This window comes from Tepidibacillus fermentans (assembly GCF_004342885.1).
Classification (GTDB): Bacteria; Bacillota; Bacilli; order Tepidibacillales; family Tepidibacillaceae; genus Tepidibacillus; species Tepidibacillus fermentans.
In genome coordinates, this window is the sequence record NZ_SMAB01000022.1 from 1 (window position 1) to 15,936 (window position 15,936).

The 15,936-nt window shown below is 37.1% G+C and carries 23 protein-coding genes and 1 riboswitch; all 23 genes read right to left on the minus strand.

The window, feature by feature from the left end; genetic code table 11:
• Positions 1–389: 389 nt before the first annotated feature.
• On the minus strand, positions 390–854 hold the full coding sequence (locus EDD72_RS10910; protein WP_165895065.1) for a hypothetical protein: 465 nt from the start codon (positions 852–854) through the stop codon (positions 390–392).
• Positions 855–862: 8 nt separating this feature from the next.
• Positions 863–1,384: an EndoU domain-containing protein gene (locus EDD72_RS12880; RefSeq protein ID WP_243643829.1), complete on the minus strand. Its 522-nt coding sequence runs from the start codon at positions 1,382–1,384 to the stop codon at positions 863–865.
• 58 nt (positions 1,385–1,442) lie between these two features.
• Complete coding sequence (locus EDD72_RS12885) at positions 1,443–1,868, minus strand: peptidoglycan-binding domain-containing protein (RefSeq protein ID WP_341539476.1); 426 nt, start codon at positions 1,866–1,868, stop codon at positions 1,443–1,445.
• 30 nt (positions 1,869–1,898) lie between these two features.
• Positions 1,899–2,021 (minus strand): hypothetical protein, encoded by a 123-nt coding sequence (locus tag EDD72_RS12975; RefSeq protein WP_279388107.1) that lies wholly within the window; start codon positions 2,019–2,021, stop codon positions 1,899–1,901.
• A gap of 474 nt (positions 2,022–2,495) precedes the next feature.
• Positions 2,496–2,921: a reverse transcriptase domain-containing protein gene (locus EDD72_RS10925; RefSeq protein WP_243643831.1), complete on the minus strand. Its 426-nt coding sequence runs from the start codon at positions 2,919–2,921 to the stop codon at positions 2,496–2,498.
• Between the two features lie 271 nt (positions 2,922–3,192).
• Positions 3,193–4,203, minus strand: coding sequence for an ABC transporter substrate-binding protein (locus EDD72_RS10930; RefSeq protein ID WP_132770230.1), 1,011 nt, complete (start codon positions 4,201–4,203; stop codon positions 3,193–3,195).
• Position 4,204: 1 nt separating this feature from the next.
• Positions 4,205–4,972, minus strand: coding sequence for an ABC transporter permease (locus EDD72_RS10935; RefSeq protein ID WP_132770232.1), 768 nt, complete (start codon positions 4,970–4,972; stop codon positions 4,205–4,207).
• Positions 4,969–5,616 carry a thiamine phosphate synthase gene (gene thiE / locus EDD72_RS10940; RefSeq protein ID WP_132770234.1) on the minus strand — a complete coding sequence of 216 codons (648 nt, stop codon included), beginning with the start codon at positions 5,614–5,616 and terminating at the stop codon, positions 4,969–4,971. Before thiE ends, EDD72_RS10935 begins: the two co-directional genes overlap by 4 nt.
• Positions 5,613–6,425: a hydroxyethylthiazole kinase gene (gene thiM, locus EDD72_RS10945; RefSeq protein WP_132770237.1), complete on the minus strand. Its 813-nt coding sequence runs from the start codon at positions 6,423–6,425 to the stop codon at positions 5,613–5,615. Before thiM ends, thiE begins: the two co-directional genes overlap by 4 nt.
• Positions 6,416–7,234, minus strand: a complete 819-nt coding sequence (gene thiD / locus EDD72_RS10950) for a bifunctional hydroxymethylpyrimidine kinase/phosphomethylpyrimidine kinase (RefSeq protein ID WP_132770239.1) — start codon at positions 7,232–7,234, stop codon at positions 6,416–6,418. The genes thiM and thiD overlap by 10 nt, the downstream gene beginning before the upstream one ends.
• Positions 7,235–7,310: 76 nt before the next feature.
• Positions 7,311–7,418: riboswitch (TPP riboswitch) on the minus strand.
• Positions 7,419–7,562: 144 nt separating this feature from the next.
• The gene (locus EDD72_RS10955; RefSeq protein WP_132770241.1) at positions 7,563–7,925 is read right to left on the minus strand and encodes a YraN family protein; all 363 of its coding nucleotides are present in this window, start codon (positions 7,923–7,925) and stop codon (positions 7,563–7,565) included.
• A 4-nt stretch (positions 7,926–7,929) separates the two neighbouring features.
• Positions 7,930–8,205 carry an EscU/YscU/HrcU family type III secretion system export apparatus switch protein gene (locus EDD72_RS10960; RefSeq protein ID WP_132770243.1) on the minus strand — a complete coding sequence of 92 codons (276 nt, stop codon included), beginning with the start codon at positions 8,203–8,205 and terminating at the stop codon, positions 7,930–7,932.
• The gene (locus tag EDD72_RS10965; RefSeq protein WP_132770245.1) at positions 8,202–9,476 is read right to left on the minus strand and encodes a hypothetical protein; all 1,275 of its coding nucleotides are present in this window, start codon (positions 9,474–9,476) and stop codon (positions 8,202–8,204) included. The genes EDD72_RS10960 and EDD72_RS10965 overlap by 4 nt, the downstream gene beginning before the upstream one ends.
• Before the next feature lie 16 nt (positions 9,477–9,492).
• Positions 9,493–10,128, minus strand: a complete 636-nt coding sequence (locus EDD72_RS10970; RefSeq protein WP_132770247.1) for a ribonuclease HII — start codon at positions 10,126–10,128, stop codon at positions 9,493–9,495.
• A 42-nt stretch (positions 10,129–10,170) separates the two neighbouring features.
• Positions 10,171–11,031, minus strand: coding sequence for a ribosome biogenesis GTPase YlqF (gene ylqF / locus EDD72_RS10975; RefSeq protein WP_132770249.1), 861 nt, complete (start codon positions 11,029–11,031; stop codon positions 10,171–10,173).
• A 109-nt stretch (positions 11,032–11,140) separates the two neighbouring features.
• Positions 11,141–11,686: a signal peptidase I gene (lepB, locus tag EDD72_RS10980; protein WP_132770251.1), complete on the minus strand. Its 546-nt coding sequence runs from the start codon at positions 11,684–11,686 to the stop codon at positions 11,141–11,143.
• A 68-nt stretch (positions 11,687–11,754) separates the two neighbouring features.
• Positions 11,755–12,102 (minus strand): 50S ribosomal protein L19, encoded by a 348-nt coding sequence (gene rplS, locus EDD72_RS10985; protein WP_132770253.1) that lies wholly within the window; start codon positions 12,100–12,102, stop codon positions 11,755–11,757.
• 112 nt (positions 12,103–12,214) lie between these two features.
• On the minus strand, positions 12,215–12,955 hold the full coding sequence (gene trmD, locus EDD72_RS10990; protein ID WP_132770255.1) for a tRNA (guanosine(37)-N1)-methyltransferase TrmD: 741 nt from the start codon (positions 12,953–12,955) through the stop codon (positions 12,215–12,217).
• A gap of 11 nt (positions 12,956–12,966) precedes the next feature.
• A complete protein-coding gene (gene rimM / locus EDD72_RS10995) occupies positions 12,967–13,491 on the minus strand; it encodes a ribosome maturation factor RimM (RefSeq protein WP_132770258.1) in 525 nt (174 codons plus the stop codon).
• Complete coding sequence (locus EDD72_RS11000) at positions 13,472–13,900, minus strand: YlqD family protein (RefSeq protein WP_132770260.1); 429 nt, start codon at positions 13,898–13,900, stop codon at positions 13,472–13,474. The genes rimM and EDD72_RS11000 overlap by 20 nt, the downstream gene beginning before the upstream one ends.
• Positions 13,901–14,000: 100 nt before the next feature.
• The gene (locus tag EDD72_RS11005; RefSeq protein ID WP_132770262.1) at positions 14,001–14,228 is read right to left on the minus strand and encodes a KH domain-containing protein; all 228 of its coding nucleotides are present in this window, start codon (positions 14,226–14,228) and stop codon (positions 14,001–14,003) included.
• A 52-nt stretch (positions 14,229–14,280) separates the two neighbouring features.
• Positions 14,281–14,553: a 30S ribosomal protein S16 gene (gene rpsP / locus EDD72_RS11010; protein ID WP_132770264.1), complete on the minus strand. Its 273-nt coding sequence runs from the start codon at positions 14,551–14,553 to the stop codon at positions 14,281–14,283.
• A 34-nt stretch (positions 14,554–14,587) separates the two neighbouring features.
• On the minus strand, positions 14,588–15,931 hold the full coding sequence (gene ffh, locus EDD72_RS11015; protein ID WP_132770266.1) for a signal recognition particle protein: 1,344 nt from the start codon (positions 15,929–15,931) through the stop codon (positions 14,588–14,590).
• Positions 15,932–15,936 lie beyond the last annotated feature (5 nt).

Here is a 15,936-nt window from a genome sequence, read left to right on the forward strand (position 1 = left end):
TTGATTCTTGATCTACCCTTATGTTCATAGAATCCAAATCCAAGAAATTTCACTTTTCCTACGTAGTCAACCACCGTTTTCTCCCTATTTACTTTGCTGTAATAATCGTGTTCCTGTAGCATGCTGAGAAGTAGCCGTAGCTTCTCTTCCAATCGGCAGGATAATAACCATGTGACGAAAAACATTGATATTTTAAGGTTTGATAATTATGAAGTTTTGTCTCGTGCAAAATTTTTTCGAGTGCAAAAAGGCGGATGATCACTCCGCCTTTTCCCATATTTCATCGAGTGCGACATTGAAAAACCACATCCTGCGACAATCCCTCATTAAAACAGTCATCATTTCTGTTTTATTGGCTGTGGAAAGCAAAAACTTGTCAAGGGTAGTTACTAATTGAGAGACTTCAATAGTCTCCAAATTCTATCCAACTCTTCAATATCATCAGAATGCCATTTTCTCGATTTTAATTCTGTCAACAGTTTTTCAGTAGCATGTAGAATGGATTGCTGTAATTGCGCTACTTGACATAAACAAGTGAAGATAATTTGTTGGGAATCACTTTTGTCCCTTACAAATTCCAATTCGATTGTGTGTTCTGAAATTTTGTTTCCCTTCACAAACCAAGGTCCATCCATAAAATCGAGTTCATATACTGTTCCAATTCTGTCGTTTCTAATATTCATGATGTCTTTTTGCCACCATCCTAGAATCACCACTACAAAATCATCCCAACCTTCTGCGGGAAAATAGAAATCGCCGATTTTGAAATAGATTTCACCTATAACATTTCTACTAGTGTTCATAAATATTGAATTTGTATTTACTACAACTTCAATGTCTTTTAACAACATCATCACCCTTTCTAAAATTTAGGATAAGCAGTCTCTATAGTTTTTGTCTTCAGATTGACCCACATTTTTATTTTCATTCCTCCTCCATATCCTTCAATTTTCACCCTATCGCCTTGTGATCTTAACTTTTTCCCATTTTTATAAGCCTCTATAATTGCCTTTTCTATTTGTTTAGTAGTCATATTTTCAGGAAACAAATCTTTATTTCCACTTTGTTTTGCTCTATTTCCCGATTTAATATGACCTGATAAGATATGCTCCATATCTATGCTTATAGTTTTATACGAAGGAAGATTTATTGGTTTTGTTTTAGAAATCTCACTTAGAAATTTTTGTTCAAACTTAACTTCGATTTTACTTCCTATCTTAGCTAATTTTATTCCACCGCTGACCGACTTTCCACCAGGAATAAAACTTAAAGCTGCAATAACTTTATCAATTGTATTAGCGTCGGGATCCAATAAAGTTTTAATATCATCCCCAATGATAAAATCAAAGCCTAATTTGGCAATTTCTTTTAAAGATTTCGCCACTTCTTCCTAGGTCGAGTTTTTAGAATGAACCTTGTTTTCCAATGCTTTATATTTATTCTCAATAACCGTTTTTTTTATCATAATAATTTTTTTGTTGCAGTGTCTGCTCAATAGCATGATAAGTGTTTTTACCAGCTACGCCGTCTACTGTCAATCCTTGTGCTTTTTGAAAGCTTTTCACAGCCTCAACTGTTTGTTTACCGTAAATGCCATCGATCGCTCCAATGTTATACCCTAACCTTTGAAGTTTAGCCTGCAAATCTTTTACTGCTTGTCCCCGACTTCCTTCTCTAAGTGTTTGACCTGTCCAATGATCATTGCTACTGCTTGATGAATTCAATGGGGAAATCGTTGTTTGTGTTTTGACATACTTTTGCAGAGCCTGATAGGTTTGTTTTCCTGCAATTCCGTCGGCTGTGATTCCAACCTTCTTTTGAAATTCCTTCACAGCCTTTTCTGTATTTGCACCATAAATTCCATCAATGGCTCCTGGATTGAATCCAGCTTTATGAAGCTAAGACTGCAATGTTTTCACAAAATCATTTCGATCCCCTCTCTTTAGCGTTTGTCCATTCCATAAATAATTCGTATAATTCGAGGGGTAATAGATTCTACCAGCTCCATCTACAACGTACATCATTTAACCTCCTCTTCCACACTCTCATTTATTAATTCCAATAATAACAAATTATTACAATAGGAGGTGTCGAATTTTGTCTGAAAATAAAAAAATCTCTATCCCAAGGTAGATACACATCTTCCACGCTGTCTTTTGAAAATGAAACGACCGATCGATGAGATATGGATAATCGGGTAGGAAGTTACTCATTATTTGAGTAACCGACCTCCCACACCACCGTGCGTACCGTTCGGTACACGGCGGTTCCTAAGTTTACGCAGTAACTTGTCGATAATAATCTGAAAAGTATAGGAATCCAAATCCTTTAAGTACATCATTTTTAAGGGACGTGGATAGTATATAGCTATTGGCTATTCTCCAGTAGCTTTTTCTTGTGTTTGCATATTCCCATGCTTTCTGTTCATGGATTCCAAGAGATTTTAGCATTTTAAATCTCGTTCTCACTCGTTTCCATTTGCGTAACGGATGAATTTATGACCTCTTTTTTTCAAGTTCTTTATCCAATTCATCGAGCATGATGTTACTAAGAATCGGGCTCAGCGGTCCACCTTGCGGTACACCGATTTCCGTTTCCTTGAAGCTATGCTTGACTATTACTCCTGCTCTCAAGTATTTGTGGATAAGGGAGATAACTCTGCCATCTCTAATGGTTCTTGATAGTATTTCTATTAGTTTACTGTGATTCACTGTATCGAAATATTTCTCCAAGTCCATATCTACCACGTATTTATATCCTTCATCTATGTTGAACTGGCAGTGTCTGATGGCGTGGTGGGCACTTGGCCTTGGTCTAAATCCAAAGCTATTCACTGAAAATTGTTGTTCAAATATTGGAGTTAATACTTGTGCTATTGCCTGCTGAAAGTTGGCTACACTTCGCTCCTGTTTTGGTAACATTCATTATTTACACCGTAGGCTTCCGGATAGTTTAGGGCTTCGGTTTGTTTTGCAACCTTACCCAGCCTACATATGCCTGATGTGATTTCTGTTCGTCAGACCAGAAGTTTGCCTTCGGCTTCCTTCAGATTCCACCTCACGGTGGACACCCTTGCCTTTGGCTATGTGCTTGGCACTATCAACCCGCACTCAGGACTTTCATCTGTTAGACTGCGCCCATGCCGGGCGCACAAAGAAAACCACTAGCCAACTTGACTAGTGGGTATTTTACCTATTTGACAATTGATACAAACATCGACTCTACAGGATGCTTACTGTTAATTAAATGATAGTCATATAACCATTGTTGAACTTTTTCCCATTGTTCTTTACTTTGCCAACCAAATTCGTGGCCTTGTACCTCCATTAATGGAAGAAGTTTTTGTAAACTTTGCGTTTCTACTTCAGGATCTAGAGGAAATTCTTTTCTCTGTTGTTTCATTAAGATTTCCAAACTGGCTTTTGGGTTTTTTCTAACCTCTTGTTGCCCTCTTTGTGCTGCTTTCCAAAATTTTTGAATCAAATCTAGTTTTTCCTTCCATTCATCTTGGCTGGTGACCAACATCAATTCGGAATAATCTGGCACCCCAAAATTTGTTGGATAGAACTCTTTTACTTGAAAACCTTCTTTATTTAATAGGATCTCTTCATGGTTGAGAAAACCTCCACTAATAGCATCAACTTTCTTCGTACTTAATGCGGGCATCAAATCCCAACCAACATCAACCATTTTAATCTTTTGCGGGTCCCCTCCATCATGTTTAATCATGGTATGAACCAATGCCTCGTTCATCGGAATGGACGGATAACCGATCGTCTTTCCTTCCAAATCTTTTGGTGAGGTAATTAGACTATTTTGGGGGACTAGTAGAACATTTAACGGATGGTTCACAATAGAGGCAATAGATATCACAGGGATATCTTTATCAATCGCCGAAATAATTTCTGGTTGGTAAGTTAATGCAAGATCAATCTTTCTTGCAGCTACCAACCGTAAAGGATCGTTAGTTTCGGCAGGCATTACAAATTCTACATCAATTCCTTGTTCTTTAAAATATCCCTTTTCTTTTGCCACATATAAGAAACTATGTACCGCATTTGGGTACCAATCCAGCATTACTTTTAGCTTTTGTAGTTCTTTTGGCGATTCTTTACTTGGATTTACGTTAGTACTGCATCCTGCGACAAAAATAATTATCAAAATCAATAAAACTAATCGTTTAAAACGAAATCGCGAAATCATTCTAAATCTTCCTTTCCTTTGGTAAATATTTTCTGAAGAATTTTTTTTCAATCAACTGGATGAACCCATGAAAAAATAACCCTAATAAAGCAAGGTTAACTACCGCCGCAAATGAGGAGTCTGCTTGGAGATTAGCAGACATTCTCCGGCTATAGTAACCTAATCCTGAATCACTTCCTAACCATTCACCTAGTGTAGCACCCACAATACTAAAAACAGCAGCCATTTTAATCCCGGATAGGATAAAAGGAATCGCATGTGGAACCTCGATTTTAAAGAAAATTTGTTTTTTGGTTGCTCCATAGGATTGAAGCAACGAAAGCATTCCTTGGTCGACTGACTTTAGACCTTGAAAAACATTCATACTTACTGGAAAAAAACTAATAAGAAAGATGATAAAGATTTTGGCAAAAAGCCCATAACCAAACCACATAATGACAATGGGTGAAAGTACAATAATCGGAATAGTTTGGGAAATGATCATCCAAGGATAAAGGGCTTGCTCAATGTTTAGCGAAATGTGCATCATAAAGGCAATAATAAACCCTAGTAATACAGAAATGATCAGTCCAAGTAAACTTTCCATAAAGGTGACTGGTAAATGGATGAGAAATAATTGTTCTTTCTCTTTCCATAATGCTTTAAGAATCTGAATTGGTGTTGGTAAGATAAATGAAGGAATGGATATGATCGTAGGTAATATTTGCCAAATAATAAAAATCAAGATAAAAAATAATGCTGATTTCTGGTTACGTTGTAAATACTTCATTTAAATCTATATCCTTCCTTGGTTCTCCTCCATTCCTCAATTAATTCTTTTGCACTTAGAAATGGATTTGCTGATCGAGTAATAGCAGAGACAACCGCAATTCCATCAGCTCCAGACCTCACCAGATCAGGAATATGTTCTTTTTGAATGCCACCAATTGCGATGATTGGAATGTACACATTCTGACGAATAGAATCAAGTCCCTCTAGACCGATTGTTTTTGCATCCTGTTTTGTTGCTGTTGAATAAATTGCACCAACGCCCAAATAATCTGCTCCAGCCTTTTCTGCTTCGATTGCTTCTTCAACTGTTCTAGCTGAAATTCCGATTTTAAATGTAGGAGAGGTTATTTTTTTGATTTCCTCTATTGGAAGGTCATCTTGGCCTATATGAATGCCGTCAGCTTCTAAGATTTGGGCCAAATCCAATCGATCATTTACAAAGAACTGCGCATTGTATTCTTTGGTCAATTGGCGAATTTCACGTCCAAATTCAATGATTTCTTTCATGTTCCCCTTTTTTTCTCTTAATTGTACGGTTTTGACCCCTGCTTCTAAAGCTTGTTTTACAACTTCTATTGGCGAAAGAACACAATCATCTCGACCAATAACCAAATATACAGATAATGGTGCTATTTCGATCATACAATATTCACCCACTCGATTTTGGCTTTTTGATCGATCTCATTTAGATCCAATTGATGTATTTCATCCATCAATTGAACAGCAAATGAACCAGGTCCTTTAGCATGAATGGCTGCTCTTTCTGCTGCGATTCCGTAATAGGTTAAAGCAGCGACTGTTGCAATAAAGTGATCTTCCTCTGCGGCAATGGTCGCGCCAATCAATGCCGTTACTAAACAGCCTGTACCGGTTACTTCACTTAGAAGAGGGTGACCATTAGCGATCAGAGCTATTCGCTCTCCGTCAGTTACAATATCTTCCTTTCCTGTAACAGCAGCAACAACATGATACTTCTTTGCAACTTTTGTTGCAATCGCAAGCCGGTCTCCTTCCCCATTATCAACAGAATCAACCCCTTTAATTTCCCAAGGGATTTCCGCTAAACGTGCCATCTCAGAAGTATTTCCACGAATGACAGTTGGTTTGAATTGTTCGAGCATATTAAATATAGTGTTAGTTCTATAGGATGTCGCACCGACACCAACAGGATCAAGTATGATCGGAACGCCTACTTGATTTGCTTTTTTCCCTGCTAGAATCATCGCTTCTACCATTTCTGAAGTAATGGTCCCTATATTAATCACTAATCCATTCGATACACTTACCATTTCTTCTACTTCCTCTGGTGCATTGGCCATAATTGGAGATGTACCATAAGCGATTGTACCGTTAGCAGTGAAATTGGTTACAACGAGATTCGTTAAGTGATGAATTAGCGGTTTTTTCTCTCTTACTTTTTTTATTGCTTGCTTGATCTGTTCTAATTCCATACTTCTAATCCCTTTCTCCTCATATATGCAAAATGGTTAGTTGGTCCATGTCCTGAACCGATTGCTAATTGATCAGCCTCTTCAATTGCCGCTTGAATATAGTTTTTTGCTATTTCGATCGCAGTCTTTAGCTCTTTTCCTTTTGCGAGTTCGGCTGCGATCGCTGACGAAAACGTACAACCTGTCCCATGTGTATTCTTTGTTTGAATTCTCTTTGCTGGGAAGAGCGACCATGCCTCTCCGTCATAGAAAAGATCAACCGCTTCATTCTCTAAATGTCCACCTTTAATGATTACGGATTGCGGCCCATATAAAAGTAATTGCTCAGCTGCACGTTTCATATCCTCAATCGATTGAATGCGTAGACCGGTTAATACTTCAGCCTCAGGTATATTGGGTGTAATAACAGTTGCTAGTGGAAACAAAGAATTTTTAATCTCCTCTTTTGCTTCATCAGTTAGTAATGGACTGCCTCCTTTTGCTACCATGACCGGATCGACGACAATCGGAATATGGTTATATTTCTTTAACTTTTCACTGACAACCTGAACAATCTGACTCGATGATAACATCCCAATTTTTATCGCATCTGTGCCGATATCTGACAAAACCACATCGATTTGTTTCTCCACACCTTCAATCGGAACATCGTAAATACCAAAAACTCCTTGCGTATTTTGAGCAGTGATCGACGTGATCACACTTAGTCCATATACTCCTAATGTAGTAAATGTTTTTAAATCGGCTTGAATTCCTGCACCACCTCCACTATCTGAACCTGCGATGGTTAATGCGCGATAATGACTCACCTGTAACTCCTCCTTTTTCGATAAAATAAAAATCCCTCGCAAAGAAATGCGAAGGATTGTAAACACTTAATGTTATACCTATAAGATGATTAATCCCTCCGCAGGCATTACCCTGATCAGGTTTAAGGGTCAGGTGCTTTTAGCCCTTTCTCAGCCCCTAACAGGAGCTCCCCCTTAGCTTCATTTATGTCATTTTATTATTATTATATTCCCATACGATTTAATCAGGCAAGTAAGGAATTTCCAACAAAGATGAAAAAATAAACGAATTTTGACAAGAAAGTGTAGGAAAAAAGAAAATTCTGCGATAACCCAGGAAATGATCAGTTCAATAATTGATGATATCTTTAACATGTTGAATATGATAAACTCCTTGAATTTTATCAAGCGAAACCATATCAAATCGTATTGGACGATCCCACCATTTTTTACTTTGTAAAAAAGCTTGCGCAGTAAGCAATAATTTATGCTGTTTTCGTTGATCGATAGACTCGATTGCCTTCCCATAGTGAAGATTACTTTTGGTCCGAACTTCAATAAAAACAACTGTTCCTTGATCCAACATGATCAAGTCCAATTCACCGTAACGAGTTCGCCAATTTTCTTCAATTAAAACGTACCCTTGACTTAATAAATATTCCTTTGCCTTTTCTTCTCCCCATTTTCCTAATATTTTTCGTTGTATTGTCATTTACTTATCCTCTTTTTGCCATTTTTTCCGCTTGATAAACAAGTGCAAAAATCTCTGCGATTACAGAATATAACTCTGAAGGAATTTCTGAATTTAATTCTAATTGGTATAAAATTTGTACTAAAGCATCATCCTCATGTATTAAAACTTGATGGTTCTTAGCTTCCTCTATGATCTTTTCAGCTAAGTAACCTTCTCCTTTTCCTATTAAATGGGGAGCTTGATCTTGATTTGGAATATATTTTAGTGCTACTGCTTTTTTCTTTTGGGAAAAATTCATATTCTTATATCCACCCCTTGATATGGTGTTGTGGATGATGGAAATTGTTGTCGTCCCTTTAATTCTTTTATCGTTCGGACCTGTATCCCAGATATTTGATAACCTTGATTCTTCATGAATTCTTCGAATTTTCCAGCAATCGTCTTCACGATCTCAGAAATGGAAGGGTGATCATTATACAATCTTACAATCATTTGCTTTTGAAACAGGTCAAGTTGGACGATCAGGTCTCCTAAGTTTGGAAATTGAAAAAGAAAAACAAGCCTTACATCCTCGAGATCAATTGATCGGTTTCCCTTTTTCTTCGAATGGATTTGAACATAAACCGGCTGTTCTGAAAAAGGGATAAAATGAGGAAATTGTAAGATCGTTTGGGTAAATAGGTTTGAATCTTGTTCAATCATTAATTGCTGCCCATGTAATGAATAGACGATTGTTTCAAGTGTAGCGATGATACGATCCGGTAATTTCTCTCTAATCCCAAGAAGAAGTTCAAGTTTCTGCTTGAATGAGGTCTCCATGTTAGCTTCAGGTCGCAAATATCTTAGATATTTCTTGATTGAAGATTGTAATTCTTTTCCTTCTATATTGTCTTTACTAATAAAAAGAGAGGTTAATAAATCCCTAATTTCTTTTTCTACTTGTTTTAATAGCTTTACCTCTTCAGAATTGTCATTACTTTGTTCACGAAGTACGATTTCCTCATTTAATTGTTGAGAAAGTAGCGTAAACTTACTTAGCAAATCTTCTCCATGAAAAAACTCTTCGGTCGCACGGATATTTGCAAAAGTAATAGGAAGATTTAGATCATTTAAGATTTCTACACCATGTAATACTGTCGTGATATCACTTTTTGTCTGTAATAAATATTGTTCAATGGTTAGTACATTATCTTTACTCAACGGAATCCGTTTTTCGATCAAAGTGGCAAGTAGATTTCGATTTTGAACATTATCTTTTAATTGTAAGGTTTTCAACAAATCTGTAATTGGTAATGAATGGTTATTTGTTTCGTATGTATTCAGTAATTTTAGTTTCGGCAGCCCGTTTTCCTCGGATATGACCAAAAAGAACGATTTTTGACCTTCCCTTAAAGGGATCTCACTTTTGGCAATCACTTTCATTCCATTAATGGATATCATTACAAATTGTTCATTCATCAGTTTCAATATCTTTCCCTGCACAATCTGTCCAGTTCTTAAATGAAGGGACTTTACATTTTGTATTTCATCAGTACGGAAGAACTTTTGAACAAGAGAGCCAATTTCCATTCAATCCCTCCTTAAGTTAAAACAAGGTAGGTTGCAAAATATTGTCTAAAAAACTTCTCCGATGTAAAGGAGTTGGCCCATATAATTGAATCATCTCTCTATGTAACTTTGTCGCATATCCTTTATGTTGTTTAATTCCATACTGAGGATAGAGTTGGTCCCATTCTTCACATAAACGATCTCTTGTCACCTTAGCAATGATCGAAGCTGCTGCAATTGTTTGACTCGTTGCATCTCCTTTAATGATTGATCGTTGGGGAATAGTAAGATCTATTTTTTCGGCGTCGATTAATAGCATTTCTGGTTCAACCGGCATTGACAAAACTGCTTTTTTCATCGCTAATCTAGCAGCCTGTTTAATGTTAATCTTTTCTATTATCTCTACATCTACTCGTCCTATGCCAATGGCAATTGATTTTTCCTGAATCAGATGAAAGAGTTCCTCTCTTTTTTTGGGCGTAAGTTTTTTCGAATCATCAATTTCTTCAATGACTAAATCAACTGGCAAAATTACACTGGCAGCCACCACATCCCCGAATAAACAACCTCGGCCTACTTCATCAATTCCCGCAATGTATTTGATTCCCCTTTGCCATATTTCTCTCTCGTGGGTTAACATCGTTTTCTCCTCACTTTTACGAACAAAATTCATAAATCAAAAAAAAAAAAAAACGTGCATTGCACGTTTATTGTATCATAACTCGACTTTAAATGTTGGCCTTTCCAAACAAAAAGGCCCTAATTTACCAGATCGTAACTCTCTAATGATCATTTCCGATGTTCGATCAAAATCAATCTCGCCACCTGAGACTAATAAGCCTCGTTTCTGTCCAATTTGGCGAATGACTTCGATAGGATCCTCTTGTAAATCGGTTAATTGGTATCGTTCTATTAATCGTTCAGGATAAAACTCTTTAAAGTAGCGAATCACAAAAATAGCGAGATCATCAAAATAAATGATTTCGTCCTTGATTGCACCTGTTGCAGCTAACCGTAAACCAACCTCTTGATCTTCAAACTTAGGCCATAATATTCCCGGTGTATCTAATAATTCTATAGTTTTCCCTACTTTTATCCACTGTTGTCCCTTTGTTACTCCTGGCTTGTCCCCTGTTTTGGCGATTGTTCGTCCTGCCAAACGATTAATTAAAGAAGACTTTCCCACATTAGGAATGCCAAGAATCATTGCGCGGATAGCTCTTGGTTTAATCCCTTTTCTCATCATTGCTTCACGTTTTTTTGCAACCAATTCTTCACCTGCCGTTATGATCATTTTTACGCCTTTTCCAGACGTCGAACTAATTGGCAATGCCCGAATACCTTGTTCTTTAAAAAAATTAACCCATTCATTCGTAATCATCGCATCCGCTAAGTCACTTTTATTTAGTAAAATTAGCCTCGGTTTTTGCCCGATAATTTCATCAATCATTGGATTACGGCTGGACAAAGGAATCCTCGCATCAAGTAATTCAATTACCAGATCAACCAATTTTAATTTTTCGGTAATTTGTCTTCTTGCTTTAGCCATATGGCCTGGAAACCACTGGATTGTCAAACATCTCACCACTTTCTAAAAACAAGTGTTACCCCTCATGCTACTTTTCATGTAACCATTTCCATTGATTTGATTGTTGTTGTTCCATATTTGCCCCCATTGTTTATTGTTAATGTTGTAGTATTGAGATGCGAGAAAAAGGCCAAATGATGATATTGGCTTTTCCGACCACTTTCGACATTGGAATTGGACCAATCACCCGACTATCAGTACTATTATTTCTATTATCACCGAGAACAAAAACCGTATCCGCGGGAACCGTGATCGGCCCGAAATCTTTGGTCAATAATAGCCCTTTTGACTGCCACTCCTGTCTTTCCTGAGCCAAATATGGTTCATCAATCGGTTTTCCATTTACATATAACTGATCATTTTTATATTCAATCGTCTCCCCAGGCAAACCAATCACTCGTTTAATATAGTCCTCACTTTCGGTTGCATGAAAGACTACAATATCACCTCGTTCCGGTGGATGAGTTTTATAAATGATCTTGTTCATAATTAAGCGTTCATTATTATGTAGGGTAGGCTCCATGGAAGAACCACTAACGATGACGACAGCAAATAAAAAAGTATGTATCAAAAACGCGAGAATTCCAGCGATTAGTAAAGATTTTATCCATTCATAAACTTCTTGAAATACCTTTGTCCTCATCAAATCGTCCCCTTGCTAATTATATGTGAAAAAAGGGACCTGTTTTACCAAGCCCCTTCTGTCTTGTCTTATCGAGTTACTCTTTCTTTAATACGTGCAGCTTTACCACTTAGGTTACGTAGATAGTATAGTTTTGCACGGCGTACTTTACCACGACGAATCACTTCAATTTTATCAATCTTTGGTGAATGTAATGGGAATGTACGCTCTACACCAACACCATAAGATACTTTACGAACTGTAAAAGTGGCACTAACGTTAGAACCACGACGTTTAATCACAACACCTTCGAAAACCTGAATTCTTTCACGTTGTCCTTCAATAACTTTAACGTGAACACGAACAGTATCCCCAGGACGGAATTCTGGCAAATCCGTACGTAATTGATCCTTTGCAATTTCTTGGACTAAATTCATTGTTGATTCCCTCCTTCCACACAGACGTTCATAACTGGCACTTTACCAATTAGAGGACCGCCGTAATCAACAAATGCTATTTTACCATAATATATCTATAAATACAACATATCTAATCGGTATTTTCTAGTTCTCTTTTTATCTGCTTTAATAGTTCCCGATCTGTTTGATCTAAAGTGGCTTCAGCTAAAAGATCAGGTCTACGTAAGAGCGTCCTTTTTAAAGACTCTTTTTTTCTCCATTTTTCAATGTTTTGATGATGACCAGAGAGTAGAATGTCAGGAACTCTCCATCCGCGATATTCCTCAGGACGTGTATATTGGGGATATTCAAGTAAACCTAGACTAAAAGAATCAGTTTCCACCGATCCCTCGTTTCCTAAAACACCTGGTAGTAGACGAGTAACACTATCAATAATCACCATTGCAGCTAATTCACCACCAGTAAGAACATAATCGCCAATCGAGAGTTCATCGGTTGCCAGATGTTCACGAATTCGCTCATCAAAACCTTCGTAATGTCCACAGAGAAAAATAAGATGTTTCTCTTTACTTAATTCCTCTGCTTTTTTTTGCGAGAACTTCTCTCCTTGAGGCGTCAGCATAATAATTCTCGCTTGCTCATAATGAGGAATCGCTTCTACAGCAGAGAAAATGGGCTCAGGTTTGAGAACCATACCATGCCCACCACCATAAGGGTAGTCATCAACCGTTTTATGCTTGTTTGTTGAATAATCACGAAAATTAATCGTCGATATAGTCACTACTTCTTTATCTTGAGCTTTTTTTAAAATACTTGATTGTAATACCCCTGTAAACATTTCAGGAAATAATGTTAAGATATCGATTTTCATACGTTCACCTTTTACGATAATAAACCTTCCATCACTTCAATTACAATTTTTTTGTTTTTCACATCAACAACTTTTATCACATCTTTTATGTATGGAATTAAAAACTCTTTTTTTTCCGTTTTCGCTTTAACGATCCAAACATCATTCGCCCCTGGTCTTAAAATCCCAGTCACGATCCCTATTTCTTCGCCACCTGTCGTAACCACTTGGCAGCCAATAATTTGATGGTAGTAATATTCCCCTTCTGCCAAATCGCCTTGTTCTTCCTTGGTGATCCATAAATAATAGTCACGATACTTTTCTACTTGATTAATATTATCAAATTCTTTAAATTTCAAGAGATACACATTCTTATAAGGTTTTGCTTTTTCTACTGTAAAGCGATATTCATTTGGTTTTTCTTCTTTTCCTACATAAAGCTGTTGATTTTTTTGAAATCGTTGTTCTGGAAAATCCGTATAAAGATAAATTTTTATTTCTCCTCTAATTCCAAACGTGTTGACGATCTTGCCTACTTTAATATATTGTGTTTCCATCTAGTGCCCCCTTTCGAATCTCAATTACAATCCCATCTTTTATGACAATCTCATTGCCATGAAAAATTTGGTTCCATGAATCTCCTACGTGTATTTCCATTTCTGCTTCAACAAAACGATGGAAGATTTCTTCTCCTTCTTCTATTTTTTCCAAATGATTCAATTGTTCAGTCAATGTCACTAACTTTTCTTTCCTTCGATTAGTTTCGTAATCCATTCGTTCTTGAACGATACGAACTGCTTCTCTCCCTTTTTTTTGTGCTTCATTCATTAACTTCTTTTGTTGAAATTGAAGCTGTTCTAATTCTACGTTTAATTTGCGGATGGATTCATTGATTTCGTTTCGCATTTTTATTTTTGAAGAATCGGTAACGATCATTTTGACAGGGATCGGTACTTTTATTTTCATGCTATCACCTACGAAAAGAGAAGTCTTAGGTCAAAAGTCAGAATCAGGTTCGTATATTCAGTATAACAGAAAAAGGTGAGGTATTGTTCCCCACCTTTACTTAGATGATTTCAATCATCACACGTTTGTTCTCTTTTACAGCAGCGGCACTGACTACTGTTCGGAGTGCTTTTGCAATACGACCTTGTTTACCAATGATTTTGCCCATATCTTCGGGAGCTACGGACAATTCATAAACGACAGATCGTTCACCAGCAATTTCTTTTACTCGTACTTGATCAGGATGATCAACGAGTGCCTTAGCAAGAACTTCTACTAGTTCTTTCATAATAGCCCTCCTCAAACAATCGTGCATCTCATGCAACTTGGTTTGGAATGAATTACTTTCCTTGTCTTAATTCATGAAACTTCGCCAAAATACCAGCTTTACTTAATAGATTACGTACAGTATCAGACGGTTTTGCACCTGTTTGTAACCATTTTAAAGCTTTTTCTTCATCAATTTTGATTTGCGCTGGTTGAGTTAATGGATTATAAGTACCGATTTCTTCGATAAAACGTCCATCACGAGGAGAACGAGAATCAGCTACAACCAAACGATAAAATGGAGCTTTTTTAGCACCCATACGCTTTAGACGAATACGTACTGCCATGTTGTTCACCTCCTTTTTCAGATCAAAGACGATATTACATAAATGGAAACTTAAATCCTTTTTTCTTCTTGCCTTTTTTTGCCATCGAAGAAAATTGTTTCATCATTTTTCGCATATCTTCAAATTGCTTTAATAAACGATTCACTTCCTGAATACTAGTACCACTACCCATTGCAATCCTTTTTCGTCGACTAGCATTGATGATCTCCGGATGAGCTTTTTCTTCTTTTGTCATTGAACGGATAATAGCTTCAACATGACTTAATTGCTTATCGTCAACTTTTAGGTCTTTCATTCCTTTAATTTTATTCATTCCAGGGATCATGCCTAACAGCTCATCTAATGGCCCCATTTTCTTTAATTGTTCCAACTGGTAAAGAAAATCTTCAAAAGTAAATTCTGCTTTTTGAATTTTCTTTTCTAGTTCACGAGCCTTTTCTTCATCTACAGTGGCTTGAGCTTTTTCAATTAATGTGAGTACGTCACCCATACCCAGAATCCGCGATGCCATTCGATCGGGATAAAATGGTTCCAAAGAATCTAACTTCTCACCCATTCCGACGAATTTAATCGGACAACCAGTAACGGCCTTAACCGATATCGCTGCCCCTCCACGGGTATCTCCATCCAATTTCGTTAGGATCACACCGGTTAATTGAAGTCGTTCATTAAAAGTCTGAGCCACATTAACAGCGTCTTGGCCTGTCATTGCATCGACAACAAGCATAATTTCATGTGGATGAACCTCACCACGAATCTGATTCAATTCATCCATCAAGGCTTCATCGATATGAAGGCGACCAGCAGTATCAATAATCACGACATCACGGTGTTGTTCCTTTGCATATTGAATTGCATTTTTAGCTATTTCTACGGGAGATACTTTGTCACCCATACTATAAACTGGAACTTGAAGTTGTTCTCCAAGAACTTGTAATTGTTTGATCGCTGCAGGACGATAAATATCGGCAGCCACCAAAAGTGGTTGTTTATTTTGCTTTAATAAATACTTGGCTAATTTACCTGTGTGAGTGGTTTTACCCGCTCCTTGTAAACCAACCATCATAATGATTGTCGGAGGCTTGGGAGCAAATGTTAGTTTACTTTGAGTACCACCCATCAATTTAGTTAATTCTTCATTTACAACTTTAATAACCTGTTGTCCAGGGGTTAAACTTTTCAGTACCTCCTGTCCTACTGCTCGTTCTTTTACACGGGAGATGAAATCTTTTACGACTTTGAAATTCACATCTGCTTCTAATAAAGCCAGTCGAACTTCACGCATGGTTTGATTTACATCTTCTTCTGTAACCTTTCCTTTACCGCGTAACTTGTTAAACGTTTCTTGCAGTCGGCCAGCCAATCCTTCAAATGCCATTCTGA

Bases quoted from the DNA above. Each gene is read 5' to 3' on its own strand.
- EDD72_RS10970 (WP_132770247.1), bottom strand. From the start codon at position 10,128: ATGAATTTTGTTCGTAAAAGTGAGGAGAAAACGATGTTAACCCACGAG.
- thiE (WP_132770234.1), bottom strand. From the start codon at position 5,616: ATGATCGAAATAGCACCATTATCTGTATATTTGGTTATTGGTCGAGAT.
- EDD72_RS11005 (WP_132770262.1), bottom strand. From the start codon at position 14,228: ATGAAAGAACTAGTAGAAGTTCTTGCTAAGGCACTCGTTGATCATCCT.
- ffh (WP_132770266.1), bottom strand. From the start codon at position 15,931: ATGGCATTTGAAGGATTGGCTGGCCGACTGCAAGAAACGTTTAACAAG.
- EDD72_RS11000 (WP_132770260.1), bottom strand. From the start codon at position 13,900: ATGAAAATAAAAGTACCGATCCCTGTCAAAATGATCGTTACCGATTCT.
- trmD (WP_132770255.1), bottom strand. From the start codon at position 12,955: ATGAAAATCGATATCTTAACATTATTTCCTGAAATGTTTACAGGGGTA.
- EDD72_RS10935 (WP_132770232.1), bottom strand. From the start codon at position 4,972: ATGAAGTATTTACAACGTAACCAGAAATCAGCATTATTTTTTATCTTG.
- EDD72_RS10955 (WP_132770241.1), bottom strand. From the start codon at position 7,925: ATGACAATACAACGAAAAATATTAGGAAAATGGGGAGAAGAAAAGGCA.
- EDD72_RS10925 (WP_243643831.1), bottom strand. From the start codon at position 2,921: ATGTTACCAAAACAGGAGCGAAGTGTAGCCAACTTTCAGCAGGCAATA.
- rpsP (WP_132770264.1), bottom strand. From the start codon at position 14,553: ATGGCAGTACGTATTCGTCTAAAGCGTATGGGTGCTAAAAAAGCTCCA.
- rimM (WP_132770258.1), bottom strand. From the start codon at position 13,491: ATGGAAACACAATATATTAAAGTAGGCAAGATCGTCAACACGTTTGGA.
- EDD72_RS10930 (WP_132770230.1), bottom strand. From the start codon at position 4,203: ATGATTTCGCGATTTCGTTTTAAACGATTAGTTTTATTGATTTTGATA.
- rplS (WP_132770253.1), bottom strand. From the start codon at position 12,102: ATGAATTTAGTCCAAGAAATTGCAAAGGATCAATTACGTACGGATTTG.
- EDD72_RS10910 (WP_165895065.1), bottom strand. From the start codon at position 854: ATGATGTTGTTAAAAGACATTGAAGTTGTAGTAAATACAAATTCAATA.
- lepB (WP_132770251.1), bottom strand. From the start codon at position 11,686: ATGAGGACAAAGGTATTTCAAGAAGTTTATGAATGGATAAAATCTTTA.
- EDD72_RS12975 (WP_279388107.1), bottom strand. From the start codon at position 2,021: ATGTACGTTGTAGATGGAGCTGGTAGAATCTATTACCCCTCGAATTAT.
- EDD72_RS10960 (WP_132770243.1), bottom strand. From the start codon at position 8,205: ATGAATTTTTCCCAAAAGAAAAAAGCAGTAGCACTAAAATATATTCCA.
- EDD72_RS10965 (WP_132770245.1), bottom strand. From the start codon at position 9,476: ATGGAAATTGGCTCTCTTGTTCAAAAGTTCTTCCGTACTGATGAAATA.
- thiM (WP_132770237.1), bottom strand. From the start codon at position 6,425: ATGGAATTAGAACAGATCAAGCAAGCAATAAAAAAAGTAAGAGAGAAA.